Source organism: Virgibacillus aidingensis (genome assembly GCF_010994035.1).
GTDB lineage: Bacteria > Bacillota > Bacilli > Bacillales > Amphibacillaceae > Virgibacillus_N.
The window spans coordinates 231366-254895 of the sequence record NZ_WIXN01000001.1; the positions used below are offsets into that span (position 1 = coordinate 231366).

25 protein-coding genes are annotated in these 23530 nt (G+C 40.9%); 20 read left to right on the forward strand and 5 right to left on the reverse strand.

Translation table 11 applies throughout. The features are described 5' to 3' along the window. The first annotated feature begins 102 nt into the window (after positions 1-102). The 7 genes from GHD25_RS01275 to GHD25_RS01300 all read left to right on the forward strand — a co-directional run bounded on the left by GHD25_RS01275 (position 103) and on the right by GHD25_RS01300 (position 5565). The gene (locus tag GHD25_RS01275; protein WP_164214527.1) at positions 103-660 is read left to right on the forward strand and encodes a CDP-alcohol phosphatidyltransferase family protein; all 558 of its coding nucleotides are present in this window, start codon (positions 103-105) and stop codon (positions 658-660) included. Between the two features lie 215 nt (positions 661-875). Continuing rightward, entirely contained in the window at positions 876-1970 is a 1095-nt protein-coding gene (ddlA, locus tag GHD25_RS01280) for a D-alanine--D-alanine ligase (protein ID WP_164214528.1), read from the forward strand. Positions 1971-2225: 255 nt separating this feature from the next. Next, complete coding sequence (locus GHD25_RS01285) at positions 2226-3260, forward strand: ArsR/SmtB family transcription factor (RefSeq protein WP_164214529.1); 1035 nt, start codon at positions 2226-2228, stop codon at positions 3258-3260. Between the two features lie 270 nt (positions 3261-3530). After that, a complete protein-coding gene (locus GHD25_RS20110) occupies positions 3531-3659 on the forward strand; it encodes a hypothetical protein (protein ID WP_276207780.1) in 129 nt (42 codons plus the stop codon). Beyond that, a complete protein-coding gene (locus GHD25_RS01290) occupies positions 3660-4448 on the forward strand; it encodes an MFS transporter (protein WP_164214530.1) in 789 nt (262 codons plus the stop codon). It begins immediately after the preceding gene. A gap of 18 nt (positions 4449-4466) precedes the next feature. After that, positions 4467-4889: an MFS transporter gene (locus GHD25_RS01295; RefSeq protein WP_164214531.1), complete on the forward strand. Its 423-nt coding sequence runs from the start codon at positions 4467-4469 to the stop codon at positions 4887-4889. A 412-nt stretch (positions 4890-5301) separates the two neighbouring features. After that, complete coding sequence (locus GHD25_RS01300) at positions 5302-5565, forward strand: alpha/beta fold hydrolase (protein WP_164214532.1); 264 nt, start codon at positions 5302-5304, stop codon at positions 5563-5565. A gap of 77 nt (positions 5566-5642) precedes the next feature. Here the strand turns inward: GHD25_RS01300 and GHD25_RS01305 are convergent, their stop codons facing one another. After that, complete coding sequence (locus GHD25_RS01305; protein WP_164214533.1) at positions 5643-6203, reverse strand: nitroreductase family protein; 561 nt, start codon at positions 6201-6203, stop codon at positions 5643-5645. Between the two features lie 261 nt (positions 6204-6464). On the opposite strand from GHD25_RS01305, the gene GHD25_RS01310 reads away from it, so the two are divergent. The 3 genes from GHD25_RS01310 (at position 6465) to GHD25_RS01320 (ending at position 10019) form a co-directional block, all read left to right on the forward strand. Further along, entirely contained in the window at positions 6465-7502 is a 1038-nt protein-coding gene (locus GHD25_RS01310; RefSeq protein ID WP_164214534.1) for a PTS transporter subunit IIC, read from the forward strand. A gap of 256 nt (positions 7503-7758) precedes the next feature. Further along, the gene (locus GHD25_RS01315; RefSeq protein WP_164214535.1) at positions 7759-8211 is read left to right on the forward strand and encodes a DUF2269 domain-containing protein; all 453 of its coding nucleotides are present in this window, start codon (positions 7759-7761) and stop codon (positions 8209-8211) included. 218 nt (positions 8212-8429) lie between these two features. After that, positions 8430-10019, forward strand: a complete 1590-nt coding sequence (locus tag GHD25_RS01320; RefSeq protein WP_164214536.1) for an esterase/lipase family protein — start codon at positions 8430-8432, stop codon at positions 10017-10019. A gap of 154 nt (positions 10020-10173) precedes the next feature. Here the strand turns inward: GHD25_RS01320 and GHD25_RS01325 are convergent, their stop codons facing one another. Both GHD25_RS01325 and pepT read right to left on the reverse strand, forming a co-directional pair. Continuing rightward, positions 10174-11238: a D-alanyl-D-alanine carboxypeptidase family protein gene (locus GHD25_RS01325; protein WP_164214537.1), complete on the reverse strand. Its 1065-nt coding sequence runs from the start codon at positions 11236-11238 to the stop codon at positions 10174-10176. A gap of 203 nt (positions 11239-11441) precedes the next feature. Next, positions 11442-12674 carry a peptidase T gene (gene pepT, locus GHD25_RS01330; protein WP_164214538.1) on the reverse strand — a complete coding sequence of 411 codons (1233 nt, stop codon included), beginning with the start codon at positions 12672-12674 and terminating at the stop codon, positions 11442-11444. Positions 12675-12756: 82 nt separating this feature from the next. On the opposite strand from pepT, the gene GHD25_RS01335 reads away from it, so the two are divergent. The 5 genes from GHD25_RS01335 (at position 12757) to GHD25_RS01355 (ending at position 16323) form a co-directional block, all read left to right on the forward strand. Beyond that, the gene (locus tag GHD25_RS01335; RefSeq protein WP_164214539.1) at positions 12757-13257 is read left to right on the forward strand and encodes a GNAT family N-acetyltransferase; all 501 of its coding nucleotides are present in this window, start codon (positions 12757-12759) and stop codon (positions 13255-13257) included. A gap of 1 nt (position 13258) precedes the next feature. Further along, positions 13259-14101, forward strand: a complete 843-nt coding sequence (locus tag GHD25_RS01340) for a sulfurtransferase (protein ID WP_164214540.1) — start codon at positions 13259-13261, stop codon at positions 14099-14101. Position 14102: 1 nt separating this feature from the next. Then, a complete protein-coding gene (locus GHD25_RS01345) occupies positions 14103-14663 on the forward strand; it encodes a DNA-3-methyladenine glycosylase I (protein WP_164214541.1) in 561 nt (186 codons plus the stop codon). A gap of 590 nt (positions 14664-15253) precedes the next feature. After that, positions 15254-15790, forward strand: a complete 537-nt coding sequence (locus GHD25_RS01350) for a DUF3267 domain-containing protein (RefSeq protein ID WP_164214542.1) — start codon at positions 15254-15256, stop codon at positions 15788-15790. Between the two features lie 194 nt (positions 15791-15984). Beyond that, on the forward strand, positions 15985-16323 hold the full coding sequence (locus tag GHD25_RS01355) for a DnaJ family domain-containing protein (protein ID WP_164214543.1): 339 nt from the start codon (positions 15985-15987) through the stop codon (positions 16321-16323). A gap of 72 nt (positions 16324-16395) precedes the next feature. On the opposite strand, the gene GHD25_RS01360 is transcribed toward GHD25_RS01355, so the two are convergent. Further along, a complete protein-coding gene (locus tag GHD25_RS01360; RefSeq protein ID WP_240452170.1) occupies positions 16396-18156 on the reverse strand; it encodes a methyl-accepting chemotaxis protein in 1761 nt (586 codons plus the stop codon). 290 nt (positions 18157-18446) lie between these two features. Further along, a complete protein-coding gene (locus GHD25_RS01365; RefSeq protein WP_164214544.1) occupies positions 18447-18986 on the reverse strand; it encodes an HD domain-containing protein in 540 nt (179 codons plus the stop codon). A 183-nt stretch (positions 18987-19169) separates the two neighbouring features. On the opposite strand from GHD25_RS01365, the gene GHD25_RS01370 reads away from it, so the two are divergent. From GHD25_RS01370 to GHD25_RS01390, 5 genes are all read left to right on the forward strand, one after another. Beyond that, entirely contained in the window at positions 19170-20105 is a 936-nt protein-coding gene (locus GHD25_RS01370; RefSeq protein ID WP_164214545.1) for a DMT family transporter, read from the forward strand. Between the two features lie 12 nt (positions 20106-20117). Next, positions 20118-21173, forward strand: coding sequence for a type 2 isopentenyl-diphosphate Delta-isomerase (gene fni, locus GHD25_RS01375; RefSeq protein ID WP_164214546.1), 1056 nt, complete (start codon positions 20118-20120; stop codon positions 21171-21173). 67 nt (positions 21174-21240) lie between these two features. Then, positions 21241-21684, forward strand: a complete 444-nt coding sequence (locus tag GHD25_RS01380; protein ID WP_164214547.1) for a DUF2188 domain-containing protein — start codon at positions 21241-21243, stop codon at positions 21682-21684. An 88-nt stretch (positions 21685-21772) separates the two neighbouring features. After that, entirely contained in the window at positions 21773-22630 is an 858-nt protein-coding gene (locus tag GHD25_RS01385; RefSeq protein WP_164214548.1) for an MBL fold metallo-hydrolase, read from the forward strand. Positions 22631-22719: 89 nt separating this feature from the next. Continuing rightward, a complete protein-coding gene (locus GHD25_RS01390; protein WP_164214549.1) occupies positions 22720-23436 on the forward strand; it encodes a DsbA family oxidoreductase in 717 nt (238 codons plus the stop codon). Positions 23437-23530: the final 94 nt, after the last annotated feature.

A 23530-nucleotide genomic window follows, 5' to 3' on the forward strand; every position in this document is an offset into this window, starting at 1 on the left:
ATCGTATTACCTCTCCTTATTAACAAATTGCACTAAAACATGCTCTTGTAAGCTGAGCATGGTAACAAAGAGATTTTGCCTTTTAGACAGGAGGAATTTGTTGTGAGAGTAGCAGTAAAGGATATATTTACTATCCCAAATATTTTATCGTATATAAGGATTGTATTAATCCCGCTTTTTGCTTATTTCTACATAACTGCTGTTGAGCCAAGAGATTATTACATTGCTGCACTTATTATTTTATTTTCCGGGTTAACAGACTTGCTTGATGGTTTTATCGCAAGGAAATTCAATCAAATTACAGAACTCGGCAAAATTATCGATCCCATTGCAGATAAACTGACACAAATGGCCATTATCGTCTGTCTTCTTTTTCAATATGAATACGTTTGGATTCTTATCGTATTATTTGTAGTAAAAGAACTATTTATGGGAATCAATGGGCTTGTTCTATTAAGAAGAGGAAAAAGGCTTGATGGTTCCATGTGGTTTGGAAAGGTCTCCACTGCAGTTTTTTATGTTGCTACTTTCCTGTTAATCGCTTTTCCCGAAATGAACAGCAGTACAGCAGCTGTATTAATGACAGTGACTGGAGCCTTTCTTGCATTATCCTTCGTATTATATATCCCCGTGTTTTGGAGAATGCATCGGAATGCCTGATTAAGGCAGGTGTTTAATCATCCAGCAGGAAATTCAACAGTAAATATAGTTTCGAGGCGTTCCAACTCATTACGGCGGGACGAGCATCCAGTGCACTCCCGGATCATTTCGCCGGGAAAAATATTTAGCCCCGGGTACTAAAAAAATTTCTGTTTCAAACAAGCTTTTTTATGCTATTTTTATTATATAGGCTTTTTCTGAAAGGATGAGACATAATGACAAAGAAGAAGGTCGGGGTTGTATTCGGCGGAAAGTCTGCTGAACACGAGGTTTCCCTTCAATCTGCCAAGAATATCGTGGATGCCATAGACAAAGATAAATACGAAGTCATGTTAATTGGCATTGACAAAGAAGGCAAATGGCATTTGAATGATCAATCCTCTTATTTATTAAACGCTGAAAATCCAAAGCTGATTCAATTAAATAAATCAAATGAGCATGTTGCCATCGTTCCGGGGGATGAAAACAATCAATTGATTCATGCGTCCAAATCCGTGCCCCTGGAGCAGCTGGATGTTATTTTTCCGATAGTTCACGGGACACTGGGTGAAGATGGGAGTCTGCAGGGAATGTTCAGGGCAGCGAATCTGCCTTATGTAGGTTCCAATGTGCTTGGCTCTTCCGTGTGCATGGACAAAGATATAGCAAAAAGGCTGCTAGGTGCAGCCGGAATTAACGTTGCCAAAGGTTTGGTCTTTAAAAGAAACAGAAAAAATGAGATTAATTACGAAAAAGCAGTGGAATTTTTGGGTACACCCTTGTTCATTAAACCTGCAAATCAGGGTTCATCCGTAGGCGTAAGCAAGGTGTATACAGAAGGTGAATTTAAGCAGGGCATTGAATCAGCCTTTGAGTATGATCATAAAATAATTATTGAAGAAAGCATTGATGGCCGTGAAATTGAATGCTCTGTACTTGGCAATGACGATCCGAAAGCCTCCCTGCTGGGTGAAATTCTGCCGAAAACAGAGTTTTATTCCTATGAATCAAAATATATTGATGAAACAGGTGCCGAACTGGCGATTCCGGCTGATCTTACGGAAGAAGAAACGAAGCGGATGCAGGAAGTTGCTGTCAAGGCCTTCGAGACGCTGGAGTGCGGCGGGCTGGCACGCGTCGATTTTTTCCTGACAAAGGGCGGGGAGATTTACGTAAATGAAGTAAATACACTTCCGGGATTTACGAAAATCAGCATGTACCCAAAACTTTGGGAAATCAGCGGAATCAGCTATCCCGATTTGATTAATGAACTCATTGAATTGGCTATTCAGCGTCATCAGGATGATAACGATTTAAAGAGCAGTGTGTGAAAGAAAAATATAAAGATATTGCTGTTAAACCTTGAGATAATCAATGGGGTTTAACAGCTTTTTGATTTCTGGAAGGCTTACACACTTTGGCCGACGGCTGCCAAACAAAATTTAATAAATCTTATTTATACGTGAAAAAACTGATCAAATTTATGTTTGACATCCATCAAACCTCATGTTAGATTATTGTTAATAAATATATTTGCACTGCTATTAGATGAATATTAAATGATTAGTTAGGATGTGGTAAAACAAATGGAAAAACTGCATAAAAACTTTTATGTTGATCGTTCACCTGTTTACGAATTGTTCATTCTTATGCTTCGTCTGGCAAACTATAAGGATAAGGAAAAAGATACGTACCAAACGCAGGAAAACGAAAAAATCAATGAGTGGATTGCAGAAAAGCAAAAAGCGCTTCCGGAACATATTGTCGATAAATTAAACGTTTTTTTTCATCCGGACAGCTTTTTTGGGTTGGCGATGACGCAGGTGTTCTATCAGATGGATAAATATGACAACATTGAAGAGAGCCTGGAATTACTAAAATCACTGGATGCCAAAAAAATGATTTCTCTCTTCTTTAACACTGGCCAAAACACGCTGGACGATGAATCTATTATTGATGATCCTTCTAAAGTGCATGATCATGTAAAAGACAGCACATTGCCCCTGAATGAAAAATCCAAGTTATTCTTTCTTTACTTTGATCCGGAAGATACGATGGAGCGATTTATAAATCTAATTCAGTATTGTTATGAAAAATTGTATAAGCCAAACGCAACCGAGCTGGAAAATATGCACATGAAGGGTGTTCAAACAATCAAAAAGTTGTCTGTTCACCAGTTAAGCGAAATTATCAGTTTTGACTCTGATTCACCTGAGAAATTCCCTGAAACTGTTATCATTTTTCCGTCTTATTACCACCGGAATCACTCGATTTTTTCATATGATGTCAAAACAGACATTGCTATTTCCATTGCCGGAATGCAATTAATAGAGGATTTAATGGATGGGGCAAATATGGAAGAAAAAGTTATTGAACTTGCCCGTGCCCTGTCGGACAGCAAGCGGATTAATATTATTCGTGAGCTTAACAAGGCGCCAAATTATGGATATGAGCTGGCACAGCGACTTAATTTATCCAGTCCGACCATTTCGCATCACATGAGTATTTTGTTTAGGCTTGGGCTTGTAACTACATCAAAATATGAAAACAAAATCTATTATGAAGTGAACAAGGATAAATTAAAACAAGCACTTGCAGAAATGACTGATCTTCTCACCTGATTCAAAATTAGGGGGAAGATCGTATTAATCAGGTCCGACATTACATTAGATGGTTATTTAACGAGTGGTTGGACTTATTTCATATTTAACTTCATCAAAAACACCTCGGCTTATACTTCGATATTCGATAAACATCTAACATGAAGTTCAACTAATTTCATAATTCATGACGTTGGCATCATCCGGGACGGCGAAGACTTTTCAAGCTTTATATTCAAAAAAGCAGAAGGAAGAGAGAGGGTGAAATTTTTGTTTAAATATCATACTGAAATGTTTAAAAGTATTGCAGAAGGCCGGAAGGAACAGGTAAGGAAAAGTGCAGTCAGCAGAAGGGTGCCCGGGAAACTCCTAAAAAAAAAGAAAGAAAAAGGAAATTTAAAATACCAGGAGGTAATTTAAATGAAAGCAATTTTTACGAACAAAGACTTTATGCTGTTGTGGGCGGGGTTAACTGTCTCAAGGTTTGGCGTCCGCTTTATAGACTTGGTAATCATGTGGTTTGTGATTCAGGAAACTGGGTCAGCTCTGGCGCTTGGAGCGACTGTTGTTTGCATCACGTTGCCGACACTCTTATTCGGTCCCATCGCTGGTGTGCTGGCTGATCGATATGACAAGAAGAAAATCATCGTAATTATGGACTTTTGCAATGGAGCCCTCATACTAACTCTTGCAGCATTAATGTTCACCGGAAACCTGTCCATGCTGCTGCTGTATATCCTGGTCATTTCCATGTCCACTGTATCGGCATTTTTCAACCCTGCAGCAAGTGCCAGTGTACCGCTTCTTATTGAAGAAAAAGATCTGACTCGGGCGAACTCGTTAAATCAATTCAGTCAACAAGGAAGCAATATTACCGGACCGGCTGCTGCCGGCGTTTTATTGGCGGTCTTCAATAACGAATATGGGATGTTATTGATAGTCGGCGGAACTGCTTTTATAATTTCGGCAATAATGGAAATATGGTTAAAGGTGCCTCCTGTAAGTGACAGGGAACAAGTTGAAGTTAAATTTATACAGGAATTAAAAGAGGGTTTGCAATTCATTTTGGAGGACAAAAGGCTGCTCATGCTTATTATTACCGGAGGAATGATCATTAACTTCTTCCTGGCGCCTCTATCCGTTTACTTTACAATCATGAGTGACAGTATTTTTAATGTCGGTTCGGGCGGACTCGGAATGTTGAATTAATCGCTTGCAATTGGCGCCTTGGTTGGTTCATTAACAATTATGTTCAATATTTTTAAGGATAGATATAAAACCGCCATTGCAGGGCTGGTCATGGAAGGGGCCGGACTGGTTTTAATTGGGTCCTTCATGAATTACTATGTAACAATAGCAGCAGTATTTATAATTGGAATGGGCATTTGCTTTGCAAGTGTCGGGCTGACTACGCTGTATCAGACAATCATCCCCAAGCAGAAAATGGGCAGAGTTATGGGTCTGGTCACTGTACTTCTGACTGTTTCCGTTCCATTGGGCACTTTGTTTGGATCGATGATCATCGGCTATATTCCAATGTTTGCAATCCTGCTAATATTTGGGGTGATTGTAACATTATCCGGATTGTCTATTATTATCATTGCGAGACGGGATAATACATCCATCGGGAAAGAAATTGTACCAGGCTAAGCAGGATACTGACAGATGAAAAGAAAAGTTACTGCTGACGATACAGCATATGATAGGAAAGAATTGCAAAATGATTAAAAGTGAAGGGGGGAGATAATTAAAAGATTTATCCAGTGTACTTCAGTGAGCAGCTATATCGGCGAAAAAGCGATCAAGGCACTTCACTGGATACTTATATTTGATATGGGCTAAACCATAATATTCAGTTTTGAAACTATAAATCTTCCTCCAGAAACAAGAGGAAGATTTATGAGGGGAATAATAACACATATTTTTCCTTTTCTGCCGGTGCCCGAAACAGTGTTAAGCAAAATCATTTGGGCTTGGCGGAGACACCTTATATGCACGCACGTTTGCAGCGTCTCTAGAAAAACTGGAAGAGGGATACTGGCCGGCGTTTAATAATAAGGACATGATCCGTTCCATGGATGATGTCGTTTCCCAAAACTATTGGAATGACTGGAGAAAAATTACTTGTCCGACTTTAATTGTCGGCGGGGAAAAAAGCTTCATTTCCCAGGAACTTTTAAAAAAGATGGCAAAAGTGATTCCCGATGGGAAGTATGCATGTATATCCCGAGCCGGCCACGATGTTCATTTGGAAGCACCATATGAATGGCGCAGTACTGTTGAAAAATATATAAAAGAAATTTTGCTGAAATCAGCCGGAGAGTAATGCCCTCCTGAAGGAACTGCTTCTCATAAGACTGGTTATTACAGCTTATTGGCATGTCCCTTGAGCAGGGTGTTTCACTATGCATGATACGTGGAGAATTTTTCATTCACCTGAATCCGTTCTTTTTTAGCCGGGACTTCATCAAAATAGCCCATATGAATAAAACCGACAATTTTTTCATTATCCAGTACACCTAGTATCTCTTTTACTTTCGGATCATAAATATGCGTATTTGTCTTCCATACCATGCCTAATTGCTGTTCCCAGGCAAGCAGCCATAAATTCTGGATCATGGAAGCAGTCGCTCCGTAGTTTTCCTCCCAAGCCTTTTGAATTTCCGGTTCTTCCATAATGACAACAAGTATGGCATTTGGCTCGTTAAGATAGTCCTCCCGATTTTTCTGTTTATACTCCGGATAGGTGGCGGCCACTTTTTTGGCAAAATCCGGTTTTTGCTCGGAATCGATAAATACAAAACGCCAGGGCTGCCTTAATCCGTGGGTAGGTGCCCAAACAGCATCATTCAGTAATTGCAGCACGGTTTCTTCCGTTACTTTTTTATTATTATACCCCTTTTTAACCGCCCGCCGCTCACGGATCAATTTGGCCAATTCTGTTTGTTTTTTGAGTTCTATCATGAAATTCTCCTCCTGAGACAGATGAATTAATTGATAATCGTTTTCAATTGAATTGTAAGGGATATCATCACTAAAAGCAAATTAATGCGAATTTCGACAGTTTTCCAATCCGCTAAGTAAGCATAAATATTACTGCAAAAAATCATAAAAAAACCTTGATATGTGAAGAGTTTAACGTAATAATAGGGGGGAGAAAATCACTTTAACAAAAAAGCGTTCAGTTCATGTGAATAACTTCACATGAAGGAGAGGAGAAAAGACATGATTTCATTTTTGAAAAGAAAAGGGGTTTCCCTGTCCATTAGGGAATATGTGATTACGGCACTTAGTTTTATGGCGTTAGGTTTATTTTCTTCATTAATCATCGGGTTGATTATTCAAACGGCCGGGGAACAAATTTTTATTCATTTTGCCCCGGGGCTGGCAAATGCGCTCATGGAAATGGGCGGTTTTGCCATGGAAAACAAAATTATGGGTGGTGCAATCGGGGTTGCGGTAGCTTACGGGTTAAAAGCCCCGCCTATGGTATTGTTTTCTGCTTTATTTGCAGGTGCTTTTGGTGCGGAGCTGGGAGGGCCCGCGGGAAGCTATGTCACCGCACTCCTGGCGACGGAGACTGGAAAAATTGTTTATAAGGAAACCCGTATAGATATTATCCTTACTCCGCTTACAACGATTATAGCCGCCTTTATTACGGGAAGCTTTATTGGCCCTCCAATTCAAAACTTTATGACAGGGTTTGGTGAACTTATTAACTGGTCAACAGAGCAGCAGCCTTTTATCATGGGGATTCTTGTGGCAATACTTATGGGCTGGGCATTAACTGCACCAATATCTTCAGCTGCTATTGCGATTATGTTGTCCATGGATGGACTGGCAGCGGGAGCGGCGACGATCGGCTGTGCTGCACAAATGATAGGGTTTGCTGCTTCCGGCTATCGTGATAATGGGATTGGGGGATTGATGGCACTTGGACTCGGAACATCCATGCTGCAGGTTGCCAACATCATTAAAAAACCGCTGATTATTATACCGCCGACGATTGCAGGAATTATGCTTGCCCCAATTGCAACTGTTTGGCTGGGAATGACCAATAATGCTGCGGGTGCGGGAATGGGTACAAGCGGGTTTGTTGGTCAGATTATGACATTTGAATCCATGGGGTTTTCATGGGGGTTGTTATGGAGCGTACTTTTATTGCATTTCATTTTGCCTGCAGCAATCAGTCTGGTTGTTTCGGAGTTTTTCCGGAAAAAGGGATGGATTAAGCAGGGGGATATGAAGATTGCATATGAATAAACAAGAAGATAATATAAGGGTCCAAGGCTGAAAGTGTGTTCTGTCATATGATTTGTGACAAGTTGTGCTGGTCACTGCAAATGCAACAAGAAAGGGAAGGTCTTGCTGCATGCAATGGAAGGCGGGTATGTAAAGGAAAAGAATTGTTGATTTTTTGTTATAATTATATTTTTATATGTGAGAATTATCACGGCTTCTATAAAAGATTCATATATACTAAGTTCAAGAGTAAGTATTCCAGTTGGAGGAACCATACATGACATTTTATGAATTACTTGTATTTATTCATATTTTTTCAGCTATTTTGGGAATGGGGCCCGGATTTGTTATGACTTTTGTTGTGAAAAAGGCCGATACAATGACTGAACTGAGACATGCCTATTTTATACGAAACAGGCTCCATATCTTTACGATGGTTGGCGGTACGCTGCTGCTTATTACAGGGTTATGGATGGGCTCGCTTAATACGCATCTGTTTACCCAAGGCTGGTATATTGTCAGTTTGATACTGTTTTTAATAGCTTTGGCATTTGGCCCGACCGTTCTGTCTTCGCGTTCAAAGCCTGTGAAGCAGTTGCTGAAGGAACATGAAGGGGATGAGATTCCGGATGAATATTACACCTTATCGAGGAGACTATTTTTCTTTGAAAGGATTGAAAATGGTATTTTTCTTGTAGTGATTGCTTTAATGATTTTAAAACCATTTTAAAGTCCGGCGGAATAATCCAGTGTTTGCTTGAATGATAAGCATGCACTGGATTTTTTTACATATTAAGTTTAAAAATTAAGAAACGTGGAATACACATTAAAAACAGAATAATTAAATTAATAGGAAAATTTACATAGGATGAAATGCCCGTTTTAAGAAACTTCAGCAGTTAAAAAGCCGTTGTGTGCAATGAAAAAAATATATAAAGGAGAATGAGAATGATTGAAAGTTTGAAGTGTTCCAAGGTGGTTTTCGGGTTTTTGGCAATGTTCGCATTGGGGATGATTTTTCCGGTTCATGCAGCTGCAGACAATACAGCAGATCCGCTGATGCCTGTCCAGGTCGGTGAACCAGACCCTATCTCCATATCCGGCAAAGTGGATAATGGCAATGAGGAAACGCCGGGAGAATGGTATGCAGGAGATGTTCCTTCCCAACCGGTTCCCAATGCGCCGGTTCTTCTCTTTGTGCCTGGGTTAAATAATGTGGCACAGGTTTTTTGGGAGGACAATGATATGTATGAAACAGCTTTAAATGCAGGCTATCAGACGGCATTTGTCCAGATGCATGATGCAGGCGGGGCTTCCGCGGATATGTGGGATAACGGGGAATTGCTTGCTGAAAAAATAGAAGAGATTTGTGCTCATTTTAATGGTTCTCCCATCACTGTTATTGCCTACAGCAAGGGTGGAGTGGATACACAAACCGCATTGACCTATTATGGTGCATGGAGATATGTGGACAATGTTATTACGCTATCAAGCCCGCACCATGGATCCCAGCTTGCTGATTTAGCATATAGCTCCTGGGCAGGCTGGCTGGCAGATTTAATCGGTGCTCAAGGAGACGGCACTTATGCCCTGCAAATAGCAAACATGGAAAATTTCAGGTCGCAAATTGACCGGGAACCATTGGCTTATTATAATGACTATTTCACACTGGGCGGAACTGACTGGGGAGCGTTATTTTCTTCGAATTGGTTTGGCGGCACATACTTGTCTCAATTCGGATCCAATGACGGCGTTGTAACAACAGCAAGCAGCAAGCTGCCGAATGGACAGGAAATTGCCATTGGCGATTGGAACCATACTTCAATCAGAACAGGGGAAATGTTTCCGGTATTTGAGGATTATTTAATGACAGGGCAGCTTATTAATACATCATCATTTTCAGACGATTTTGCAGATAAAAATACGCAGGCAGCCAATCAATGGGTTCATGGCGGTGCATTGGAGAAAAGGGAGGGAAATGAACTTTCCGTTGCTATCGAGGAAGGGGTTAAAAAAGTATCGTTGCATGTATTTACCTCCCAGCGTTTAGCGGATGTTAGATTAACAGATCCGGACGGGAAGGAAGTTATACCGAAAGTACAAACAAATATAAATAAAGAAGGCGTTTTTGCAGGGGCAGTAAGCCATTACATCACGCTTGAGGAACCAATGGCCGGGGAATGGTCTGTAGCCATGGATGCTACTCGGGATGATGCCTACCTGCTTATAGCGGATTACACTGCTGCCCCGATAATTGAGCGAAATGACATATCTGCTTCAAAGAAGAACTACCATGTAGAGGTGGATCGCACACAGGTACAGCAGGACACGCTGAAAGCAACGTACCATATTACGCAATCCGGCAACCGGGAAAATAGTGAGATCTATTCGGCAAAGGGCTTAAATTTAAACTTAGATGAAACTATCATATTTGAAGAAAGTGATGAAGTGTTTAATATCACAATTGATGTGGAAGGATTGACAGAAACAGGAGAGTTTTTTAACCGTACGATTATTGACTCGGTATATATAGATTAAACAATGGTCTCCAGACGCATCTTTTGTATTGGCAGCACAGTATATGGTTTTTCAAATATGTAGTAAAAGTAAGTGTCCGGCAAGGGCTTCCTGCCGGATACTCCGTTTAAAAATGATGTTTTATGCATTTTCTTTTGTTCCAAATTTAGGAAAATCAGGATTGACCCAGGTATTCTTCAAGGGTGATCTCCTGTTCCATTATTTCCTTTGCAGCTTTTTCCCCGACATACCTCAAATGCCAAGGCTCATACTGATATTCTGTAATATCTTCCTTACCTTCCGGATAGCGGATAATAAAGCCAAAATCTGCTGCATGCTCTTTCACCCATTTACCTTCAGCGGTTTCAGCAAACGCTACCGTTAAGCCAAAATCTGCATCCGGACTGGTCACATCCATGGTAAGGCCAGTTTGATGCTCACTTTCACCCGGTCTGGCACTGAATGTATTTGCTTCTTCTTCTCCATGCTGATTTGCATTAGAAGCAAAAATGGCGTCCTGGCGTTCGTAGGAGCGGTATCCGGACTGGGCATATAATTGCAGGCCGGCTTCCTCAGCTGCCTGAAACATTTCCTCCAGGGGTTTTGCCGCAATTTCACGCATCTGTTTTTTTGGCAGATCTTCTTCAAATGGAAAGGGAATATCGGGGATAACCAAGTCCTCCGGGCTGTAATCCTCGGGGAGGGCAAATTCCTTATTGACTAGTGCCAGCTGATCGTACGGATTTGCTAAAATAATAGAGCCGTTCGAAGTGGTTACTTCTTCAGCCTGACGAGGCAATCCTTTCCCCGGTTCGAATTCATGATCATTATCCTGAATCAGCTCATCCAACATACGGCTTGTATTTTCCTCATAAATTCCGGTAACCATTAACGCCTCAAATTGCAATTGTAAGTCTGTAATCGCCCGGGCTGTGGGGTCATCAAATATGCCGTTTTCTTTCAGTTTATAGCCTATTTCATTCAGCACCTGCTGCAATGCTTTTACATCATCATTTTCATCGAGTTTTTGCAAGTGTACTTTTGGAACTTCCGCCGGCAAGTCATCTTCCTTTTCAGAACCATTTGTCATGCTTCTATCTTCGTTCCCTGTGGAATCACTCCCATTGTTTCCGGAAAGTTCCTTTTTAACTTCAGCAGGTTCTGTATTACATGCAGCCAGAACAAATAAAAGGGAAAAAAGTATACCAAGGATGACTGATTTTTGTATTTGTATGTTCATCAAAATTCTCTCCTGATCGATTTTTGAAAATCCAGCTGTTAATATATCATATTACCGGAAAGAAAGGAATAGTTGCTTGGAGCAAAATTTCTGATGTTAGATCACTGTTAACTGTAGGTTCGCCTGTCTGAAGTTTAATAAAGGAACAGGCATGATTCGCCCATTCCTTTTAGCATTGCTTATAAATTATCAGTGAAACAGCTTCAGTTCTTTTCTTCAAATAATCTGCATATCTCCATAATAACATTTACAGCTTTCTCCATGTTATCTAATGAAATGTACTCAAATTTACCATGGAAGTTTTCTCCTCCGGTAAAAATATTTGGTGAAGGAAGCCCCATGTAGGATAGCTGGGAACCATCCGTACCACCGCGTACCGGCTTTACAACCGGCGTAATATTTTTATTTTCCATAGCTTCATAGGCAATATCCACTATTTCCTTCACAGGCTCTATTTTCTCCCGCATATTGTAATATTGATCCTTCATTTCCAGTTCTATGCTATCTTCTCCAAATTTACTTTTCATCTCATCCACATATCTTTTTACCGTTTCTTTTCTATGCTTAAACCCGTTTTTATCAAAATCACGGATAATGTAGGTTGCTTCTGTACGTTCTACATCCCCTTGCACGGAAATAAGGTGGTAGAAGCCTTCATAGCCTTCCGTAAATTCCGGTGCTTCTTTTTCCGGGAATTTCCGAATGAATTCAGCTGCCATTTTTCCGCTGTTTATCATTTTATCCTTTGCTGTTCCGGGGTGGACATTATTTCCTTTAAAAGTAATACGGGCTGCCGCTGCATTAAAGCTTTCATATTGAAGCTCCCCAAGCGGTCCGCCGTCCACGGTATAGGCATAGTCGGCTGCAAATTTCTCCACGTCAAATTTATGCGGTCCGCGGCCAATTTCCTCATCCGGCGTAAAAGCAACCCGGATTTTTCCGTGTTTCATTTCGGGATGTTTTAACAGATAATCCATGGCCGTCATGATTTCTGCTATACCTGCTTTGTTGTCCGCCCCGAGCAGGGTTGTTCCATCAGTTGTTATCAATGTATGTCCTTTATAATCGGGCAGCTCAGGAAATGCTTCTGGAGATAAAATAACATTCAATTTTTCGTTAAGCGTAATATCTTTGCCGTCATAATTTTCCACGATTTGCGGGTTGACATTTTTTCCGGTGAAATCAGTTGCTGTATCCATGTGAGCGAGAAATCCAATTACCGGGATGTCTTTTTCCGAATTTGCCGGAAGGGTCGCCATGACATAGCCATGTTCATCTATACTCACTTCTTCCATGCCAATTTCCTTTAATTCATTGACCAAAACATTTGCCAGTTCCAGCTGCCCTTGTGTGGATGGAGTAGAATCGTTTTCTTCATTGGACTGGGTGTCTATTTTTACATAAGTGGTGAAACGTTCCATGATTTCTTTCTGCATTTATTTCAGCTCCTAAAACAAATTGTGTCTGATATAATTATATCCTAACAGGTGTGATTTCGCATATGGGGGCGTTCAGAAAATGATCAGACAGGTGCTCATGGAGGATGCAAAGGATCTGGCAGCATTGATCCGGCAGGTGGATAGTGAAAGTCCATTTATGTTATATGAAGCCGGAGAAAGGGAGTTAACAGAAGAAACACTTCAAAACCTGATTCGGAAATTGTCAGGGGAGCAAAACGCTGCCATTTTTGCAGCGGAAGAAGATAATATACTTGCCGGTTATCTTATTGCCATTGGGGGTGCGGCCAGGAAAAATAAACATAGCGCGTATATTGTGACAGGTATCTTAAAAGCTTATCAGGGAAAAGGAATTGGTACATTGTTATTTTATGAACTTGAAGAATGGGCTATGCAAAATGGGCTGCATCGGTTAGAATTGACAGTAATTACAGACAATTCAGCAGCGATAGCATTATATGAAAAAGCAGGATTTCAAAAAGAAGGGATAAAAAGGGATTCGCTATACATGAATGATAAGTATGTGAATGAGTATTATATGAGCAAAATTCTGGAGGGATAGTATGTCTTTTTTGATTAATGTCAACCGTCTAAAGAACCGTTTGGAAAACCCGGGGAATAATACAGTCATTGTTGATGTCAGATTTCAGCTGGATGATCCGGATGCAGGAAGGAAATTATACTTAAAAGACCATTTACCCGGAGCAGTTTACATGGACCTGGATAAGGATCTGTCAGGGAAAGTGGAAAAACATGGCGGAAGCCACCCGTTGCCTGATATGAAGATGTTTACGTCAAAACTTGGAAATATCGGTATAGATAATGATACTGCGGTAATCATATATGACCAATCAAATGATATGTTTGCAGCCCGGATGTGGTGGCTTATGTATTATCTTGGCCATGAAAAGGTTTACGTTCTTGACGGCGGTTATGAACAGTGGGTCATGGATGGAAATAAGGTTACGGATGAAATTCCCCAACTGGAAGCAAAAGTGTATAAGCCTGCTATTCGGGTGGACGCAAAAGCAGACATAGAAGAAGTGAAGGAAAAACTGGAAAATCAATCCGCAAGTTTAATAGATTCACGCTCCAAAGAACGTTATTTAGGAAAGACAGAACCGCTTTATGGAAAAGCTGGTCATATTCCCGGAGCGAAACACTTCTTCTGGAAGGATATATTTAACGATAAAGGAAAGTGGAAGAAAGCGGATGAGCTTAAAAGTCATTTTGAAGCTTTCGATAAAGATGAGGAAATTATTGTTTCCTGCGGTTCCGGTATATCAGCTTGTCCGAACGTACTTGCACTGAAACTGGCAGGTTATGAAAATGTAAAACTTTACCCAGGAAGCTTTAGTGACTGGATTTCTTATGAAGAAAATGAAGTTGAAACAAAGGAAGAGTAGCATGGAAAAAATGCGATGTGCCTGGGTTACAGAGGAGCAGATTTATATTGATTATCATGATCATGAATGGGGGAGACCAACCTATAATGATCGTGAACTATTTGAAATGCTTTGTCTGGAAGGGGCCCAGGCCGGTTTGAGCTGGCTCACCATTTTAAAACGAAGAGAGAATTACCGTCAGGCATTTGACGGCTTTAATATAGAAAAAGTAAGCCGGTACAATGAGAAAAAAATACAAGAACTCCTGCAAAATAAAGGAATTATTCGGAACAAATTAAAGGTGAATGCGATAGTAAAAAATGCGCAGGCTGTCCGGCGTATTCAGGAAAAGCATGGCAGCTTTCAAACGTTTATATGGTCATATATGGATGGAAGGCCGAAGAAGATGCATCGTCAGACACAGGCAGACATACCTGCATTTACGAAGGAATCGGAGCAGATGAGCAAGGATTTAAAGAAGCTTGGCTTTTCATTCGTTGGCCCGACCATTTGCTATGCATTCATGCAGGCAGCAGGAATGGTGAATGATCATACACGGAATTGTTTTTTATATGAGGAATAAATAAGACTGCGTACGGAAGGGTGATTACGACGTAAAGTTCTTCCGGCAGCTTTCATTTAAAACCCCGGTAAACCTATATTAAACCCGGTAGTAAGAGAGGTTGTAAAGGTATGGTTGTTCTATGCACCCTTTTGTTTTTTTTGCTGATCATTCAAACAGTGTACTTCCTATATTACAAAAGTCAGATCAAAGAGATTGGAAATCAGCTGGCTTTTATACAAAAACATTATTCTTTCAAATTTAGTTGCCTTATAACAAAAAACATGCTGATCAGTATATCGATAGGGATTGTATTGGTTATGAATGTATTTGGAATGATGGTAAGAGGTATTGAAATAATGCTTTTTGATAATACGTTTGTTTCTGATTATCTGTTAGTCAACACCATTACACAAATAAAGGATTTTGAGAGTATAAATGACTTGATGCATGTTGGGGGGGTGTGGCGGTCGTTTCCATCATTCTATTTACAGTGATTGCCATTAATTATAAACTGAAAGAAGATTTAAAATAACCGGAGATTCTCTTAACGGATTCATAGAATTATACGATGCACTAGCAAATAGTCAACGGTTAACAGGGGTGAAAAAATGCAGGATAAACGTAAGACAGTTGTGGCCATTTCAATGAACAAAGTAAATATTTTGGTTTTAATTACATCTATCGGAATGCTGGCCGTTGTGCCTTTTTTACATGTTCTTTTATATGGAGATGCATCGTTAACTGTAACCCTTTCCGGATTTTCGCTGTTTGTCGCTGCGATGATTATTTTTGTTGTTTTACACGAGGCGATACACTTGATTGGTTTTCGATATATTGGCGGAGTGCCGAAGCAGGAGCTGAATTGGGGTTTTAATTGGAAAATGATGGTTGCCTACGCCCACGCAAAAAAACCAATAACGGTAAAGCAAATGAAAAAGGTACTCCTGCTTCCATTCGTTCCAACCGGACTTTTGCCGCTGATGATTGGAATAGCTATCAATAATTTGCCCCTGTCCATTCTGGGTGTTATTTTGACGGCAGGCTGTATCGGTGACTTTATCTTATATCGAAAACTGGTAAAATTCCCCGAGCATGCACTGGTTCTGGATCACCCTTCAAAACCCCAATTTACTGTCAGTGAATGAATTTGTGCTCAAACCAAACGTATAAAAGCTTCAATGCAGCTGTTAATTATCGTCCCGGCAATTGTATGCCGGAGCTATATGCTTCTCTGACAGGTGATAGCCGGATAAAAGATTCTGGTAGTGCAAAGCGGAGATGGGGATCAAAGAAAACAGATTGATGCAGGGAATAAACTTTTGATCAAGGGAGAGAGTGGATGGACAGGAAACATAATGATTTAATAGGTGATATTTTGGAAGCATCAGGTGAGAAGGACAAATTTTATAACGCCGGCAAAGGTAAACCGCTCCCCAAAACCTATATGAAAAAAGATATACTTCAGAATTTCCAGGAGAAAGCCAAAGAAGCCGGTTATTTACCGCCTTGGTTAGATTTACAAAAGGAAATTTCCTTATTGGTTCATGCAGCAAAAAATGAAAAGGATATTAAAATAATAAATAAAAAGATCAGGAAATATAATACCATGTGTCCTCCTTCCATGCAAAAGCTGCCAATTCTCCTAAGTGAATTAGAAGCGGCTAAAGAGATTTGGTAAGCGTGAAGAAGTAAAAAACGCCCATGCTGGGCGTTTTTGCAATCTTTCATATAGTTTAATCTGCGGCTGATTTTAAAGTTTAAACACTTTCACTTCTCCATCCAGCTGCTCAGCCAGCTTTGCCAATTCATCTGCACTGTAGGATACTTCCTCCATGGAACTGGAGGTTTGTTCGGCAGATGCTGCTGCTTCCTGGACTCCTGCAGCAGATTCTTCCGATACAGAGGCTACTTCTTCAATCAGATTATTCATGCCGGCACTGTTGTCTGCGATTTCCTTCAGGCTGCCGGAGATATGAGAGACTTTATCCACCATATCAGTAATGGCAGTATATATTGTTTCAAAACTATTTCCTGTTGTTTTGATTTGGCTGGTCCCTTCCTGTACTTCCAGGTAACCATCACTTAAGGCGTTAACTACTTCTTCTGTTTCAGACTGAATGTTATTTACGATTTGCGTAATTTCCCCGACGGAAGCTGCTACCTGTTCCGAAAGCTTCCGAACCTCGTCGGCAACGACGGCAAACCCCCGTCCATGCTCGCCGGCTCTGGCAGCCTCAATCGCAGCATTTAATGATAACAGATTTGTTTGATCAGCGATATCCTTAATCACCTTGACAAGCTTGGATATTTCATCTGACTGATGGTCAAGTCCCTGTACTTTATCTACGGACTCGGCTACAATCGTATCAATTTTTTTCATTTGATCTACGGATTTATTCATCAATGTTGTCCCTTCCTGTGTTAGTTTTAGCACCTCGTCCGATTTTGCCGAAACTTCCTGTCCGCTCTTTTCCGAGAACCGTACATTTTCTACAAACCTGCTCATGTTTTCCGATAAATCCGAAGCACTGTTGGCCTGTGTTTCTGCGCCGGATGATAATTCTTCCATTGTTGTTGCGATTTGTATGTTGCCTTCCTTTACTTCATTCGCTGCCTGTGTGAGTTCCTCGCTTCTTTGATTAACCGAATCAGAAGCATCCGTCACTTTTATGAGAATATGATGGATATTCTCTTTCATTTGATTAACAGCAGCGGATAATTGGCCAATTTCGTCTTTTCCGTTATAATCCATGGAAGCTGTTTTTAAATTTCCATCAGCAATTTCCCGTGTCATTCGGACCACATTTCGCAGATTTGCCGAAATTCGTCTGCTGATCCATATGAGCAAGGCAATCCCGATAATGACTGACAGTGCGTTTGCCGCAGTTAAAACAATCATGCTTGCGTTCATGCTGTGCCCGGCATCCCCGACAGAATCAGCCTGCCGGGCAGAAACAATATCCATCAGCTTATTTATTTCTTCAATCGTTTGTGTCCGCAGCCTGGAAGAGTAATCCCGCAGTGAAACAGCCAGTGCAGCATCTCCGTCCTCCACGTTTGGGATCAGCCGGTCGGTAAAAGTATTATCAATAATTTCATTATTGGATGTAATTTCTTCAAAAATAGCTCTTTCTCTTTCTGTATCCATCATAGGTGCAAGTTTTTCTGCAAGTGTGTTAAACTCCTCCCGATACTCATGAAAGGCATCAATGAAGGCAGGGTTTTCCGTAAGCAGGAAATCAGCTGTCTGCACATCTTTTGCCTGCATGATTTCCGCCATTTCCGCCATATCATTTACCCTTTGGCTCTGCTCTTCAATTGCTGCTATATCCTGTTGTACCCCATTCAACTGAAAATAGACGACCACTGTTGCCGCAATAAATAAAATGGCAGTAAGAAGATAAACTGAAACATACTTTTTTCCTAATTTTACATTTTTCCAGTTAAAGCGGTTTCCATGCTGCTTTTTTGGCTTTGAATCTTTTATTTTTCTTGTTTTATTCTTTCCCATATGTATCCCCCAATTAGTTATAGCCGTTATTGTCTATATCGGCAGCTTTTAGTAAGACTAAAGCACTAATCACCGGGAATTATTTTAAGGTTAATACCGTAAAAAAATCTATTAGCCATTTTTCCATATGACATAATTTTTGCTCGGTTTATTTTGAAAAAAACATATTTATCAAAACCAACTATATTGTCATTATAGAACATTTGTTCCTATTTGTCAATCACCAATATAAGACTTTAACGGCATCTCTAAATCAATTGAAATGGAAGGCAGCAGAAAAGGGGGATGAGTCATTTAAAAACCCTTTTAACCACTTCTTGAAATTCCGGGAAATACAAAGGGATGTCTTTCTGCGCTAACCCTGCATACATATTTTCCGCAATGGCCTGGTGAAACCATTTTTGTTTTTCAAAGCCTGCATTAAAGTGATTCCATACATCTTCACCTTGTATTTTAATTTCTTTTTCGAGGCTGAGCAGATTATCGAGTTTATCTGCAATGATAAGGTATTTTACTTCTTTTTCGGCATGTTTAACTGTATCAATGGTATGCTGTTTCCTTTCCTGCCAGGACTTTGATTTATCTTCTGTATGGGCAGCAACCAATTCGGCAACTTGGGAACCGAATAATCGGTGTATATCTTCTATTTCGTATTGTGTATCCTCTACAACATCGTGTAAATATCCGGCACTTACAACTTCTCTGGCGCACCCGGCTTTCTCCAGACGTTCTGCTACCCGGATGGGATGTGTAATATATGGCATGCGGGATGTTTTCCGATATTGCCCATCATGTGCCTTTTCTGCAAAATCTTTTGCTTGTTGTTCCATTAGTATATCCTCCGTTTTAAAGCTCTTTAGATATAGCGGTTTTCACTGCCATAAAATGGTGTGCTTATTATAGCATAAAAGTGTGATTTGTAAGCTCCTTTTCCTTTCTTTTCGATTTTAAAACAAGTAGAATTAAGTGGAGGGGAGCAAGTCGGTCGGGACTTGCCGGAGAGAAGGGTAGAAATGAAAAGTGATTCATCGATAGCGATATATTTTTTGCTGCTGCTGGTTCCATTATTTTGGGGCGGGGCATTTGTAGCTGCTGAGCATGTTATTACAGAAATCCCTCCCATTACAGCTGCTGCATTTCGGTTTGGAACGGCAGGAATTATTTTACTTCTAATTGTCCTATGGCAGAAGAGAATTGATATGAAAGCAATCAGGAAACAGTGGCTTCCCATTCTGCTTATGGCACTGACCGGTATTTTCGGTTACAATTTATTCTTTTTTATCGGGCTGGATATTACATCATCGATAAATGGATCCTTAATTGTAGCAACAACACCGGTACTGATTACACTTGGCGCTGTCATGTTCCTTGGTGAAAAAGGTAATAAACGATTGGGATTGGGACTTGCATTATCCTTATTGGGAGTAATTGTAGTTATTTCCAAAGGATCCATACAAACTCTATTGCAGCTGCAGTTTAATACCGGGGATATTTTATTTTTGTGTGCTCTGGTATGCTGGGTTGCCCATGGATTATTGGGGAAAGTGGCCATGCGGGATGTTTCCCCGATTGTGACTACTGCTTTAACTACCATGCTGGGCGGTTTCTTTCTCGGGCTTGGTTCCTTATTTGAAAGCGGCTGGAATCAGCTGCCGGCAATGTCAAGCCAGGCATGGATGGAAATGCTGTTTATGATTGTTTGTTCATCAGTTATTGGCTTTCTTTTATGGAATTACGGAATCAAACAGATTGGCGCAAGCAAGGCGAGTATATATATGAATCTTGTCCCGATCTGTACAGCGCTTATTGCTGTTTTTCTTTATGGGTCCACTTTTACATACATTCAGCTGAGCGGAATGGTTATGGTGTTATTGGGTGTATATCTCGTAACGCTCCATCCATACTTTAAAGATAAACGGCTAAAACGAAAGATAGCAAAACTAAGTTAGGGGGTACTAACGATGGAAACAGATATTAACAGAAGAAAAACAGAACATATTCGCCTATGCTTAACGGAGAATGTGGAGGGTGTTAATAAATCGACAGGTCTGGAAGGAATCTCCTTCATACATAATGCATTGCCGGAAATTAATTTTGATGATATCAAGCTGAACAGCTCCTTTCTGGAGAAAGAATTACAGGCGCCTTTTCTTGTCAGCTCTATGACCGGCGGTTCAGAGCTGGCATCGGAAATTAATCACAATCTGGCAAAAGCTGCAGAGGAAAAGGGATGGGCGATTGCACTGGGTTCTACAAGGGCTTTGCTCGAGAGTGAAGCGCATAAGAAGTCTTTTTTGATTCGTGAAAGTGCACCGACAGCACCGCTCATTGCCAACCTGGGCGCAGTCCAATTAAATTATGGCTATGGTGCATCGGAAGCACAGCGAATCGTGGATTTAACGGAAGCAGATTCACTTGTCCTTCATTTTAACAGTCTGCAGGAAGCGGTCCAGGATGGCGGAGATTTAAACTTTGAAAATCTGCTGCCTAAAATAGAAGAAGTTTGCAAAAAAGTGAATGTGCCTGTGGGAGCTAAGGAAGTTGGCTTTGGCATTGATGGCTTCGCAGCGGAAAAATTGTACGATGCGGGTGTCTCCTACATTGATGTAGCCGGCGCAGGGGGAACATCCTGGAGCCAGGTCGAAAAGCTCCGTTCCAGGGATCCACTGAAAAAAAATGCGGCTGAGGCTTTTAATAATTGGGGGCTGCCGACAAAAGACTGCATTAATTCAGTCAGAAACAAACTGCCTGATATTCCATTAGTGGCCAGCGGCGGAATGAAAACAGGGGTGGATGCAGCAAAAGCCATTACTATTGGTGCGGACATCATCGGATTTGCCCGGCAATTGCTGCAGGCTGCTACAGAATCTCCGGAAGCTGTGGCCGCTACAATGGATCAGATTGAACTGGAATTAAAAATGACGATGTTCGGCATTGGTGTAAAAACACTGGATGAACTGAAAAGTACGAGACGCGTAAGCATTATGGGCAGGTCGTTGCTGGAGGAAAACAACTAGGACTTCCCTATGTTTTACTTCTTACAGGAAGGGTATTTGATAATAAAATGGTTAAGGAGGAATCCCCATGCCTTGGACATTGAATGACTACCCTTCCTCGATGAAAAATTTAAATAAGGCAACAAAAAAGAAAGCGATAGATATTGCGAACTCGATGACTGATGAAGGCTATGACGAAGGCCGTGCTATCCCCATTGCCATAGAGCAGGCAAAAGAATGGAGAGAAAATGCCTCAAAAAGTGAAGTAGAGGAATATGAAAAGAGCGGAAAACCGACAGAACGATCGGAAGAAGGGAAAAAGTACGAAAATAACCCGGAAAGACTGGAAGAAGCACAGCATGTTGTAGCGCATGAAAAGGGCTGGGCTGTAAAATCAAGTAATGCAAAGAAGGCAAGTAAGGTGTACGATAAAAAACAGGATGCCATCAATCGTGCAAAAGAGATAGCTGATAATAAAGGCACCTCTTTAAAAGTATTTAAGAAAGATGGAAGCCTGCAAAAAGAAGCATAAGCAGTGCATAAAAATAACCACTATCCTAAAGAATAAGGAGTGGTTATTTTTTTAAAATAAATCAGAACTGGAAGGAGTGTAAAATAATATGGATCAGGAAAGACAACAAAGGGAACACGACACGTTTATTCCCATGACTTCCGTAAATAGCGGGATGGGAAGGGAAGTGAAACCGGATGTATTTTATTATACTGATCAGATAGCAAACATTATATGCATTGGTGATCCGAACGGAAAATGGGTGCTGGTAGATGCCGGAATGCCAAATGCCGCAGAAGATATTAAAAGTTTTGTGGAGGGCCGTTTCGGAGAGGGGAGCAGACCGGAAGCCATTCTTCTTACCCACGGACATTTCGACCATGTTGGCGGTTTGGCAGATTTGGTTGATGATTGGAATGTGACCGTATATGCCCATGAATTGGAGCTTCCTTATTTACAGGGGGAGCGGGACTACCCCGAACCGGATATGTCGGTGGAAGGCGGTATGCTGGCAAAAATATCCGGTCTTTATCCAAATGAAGCGATTAATTTGGGGAATCAGGTTAAAGCGCTGCCTGATGATCATTCCGTCCCCGGATTGGATGATTGGGAATGGATTCATACACCCGGGCACACCCCTGGGCATGTTTCCTTTTACCGGAAGAGTGACTCCCTGCTTATTTCAGGAGATGCTTTTGTCACCGTCAGACAGGATTCCTTTTACAATGTACTGACTCAGGAAGAGGAGGTAAATGGTCCGCCAAGATATTTAACGACGGATTGGAAACGTGCTTATGATTCGGTAAAAACGCTGGAAGGACTTCATCCGCAAATTGTTGTACCGGGACATGGAGAAGCGATGCAGGGGGAAGATTTAACGGAAGGACTAAGAAGGCTTGCCGATAACTTTCAAGCCTTGGCAGTTCCTGACCACGGCCGTTTTGTCGATGACGGAAACCTGCAATAATTGAAATAATACACCTTTATTTCATAAGCACAATAGTTTATGGAAAATAGCTTGCTGTGCTACAATTAGCTTAGAAATGAGGTGTTTTAATGAAAATTGAAGTATGGTCAGATTTTGTATGCCCCTTCTGCTATATTGGGAAACGCAGATTGGAGCATGCACTGGAAAAATTCGAGCATAATGAAGATGTAAATGTAGAATATAAGAGCTATGAACTTGATCCAAATGCGGAAGTAAATCCCGGACAAAATATGCATGAATATCTTGCAAGTAAAAAAGGGATGACGGTAGAACAGGCAAAAAGCATGAACGAATCCGTTGGAGAACAAGCAAAACAGGTAGGCCTTGTGTATAACTTCGATACGATGCAGCATACGAATACATTTGATGCGCATCGTGTGGCAAAATATGCGGACGAACAGGGCAAGGGAAAGGAAATGACAGAGCGCCTGCTTCATGCCTATTTCACAGAATCAAAACTGATCAGTGATCATACAACATTAATCCAGCTTGCCAAAGAAGTCGGACTCGATGAAGAATCAGTAACAAATCTGCTTAAACTTGATGATTATGCCATTCATGTGCGGGCTGATGAAGAAAACGCACGGAAAATCGGCGTTCAGGGAGTTCCGTTCTTTGTTTTTAATGAAAAATATGCTGTTTCTGGTGCACAGCCGGAGGAAGTTTTTACAGAAGTACTGACAAAAGTGTGGGAGGAAGAAAATGAACAGCCTGTCCTCCAGTCATTAAATCCAAAAAAATCGAAAACTACTTATTGCACAGATGAAGGCTGTGAAGTTGAATAAATACCATTTAATGCAACCTATGGAATTGGTATCCATAGGTTGTTTTGTGATGGTTTGAAATAGGAGCTGCCTGTGATTTATATGTGTGCATGGC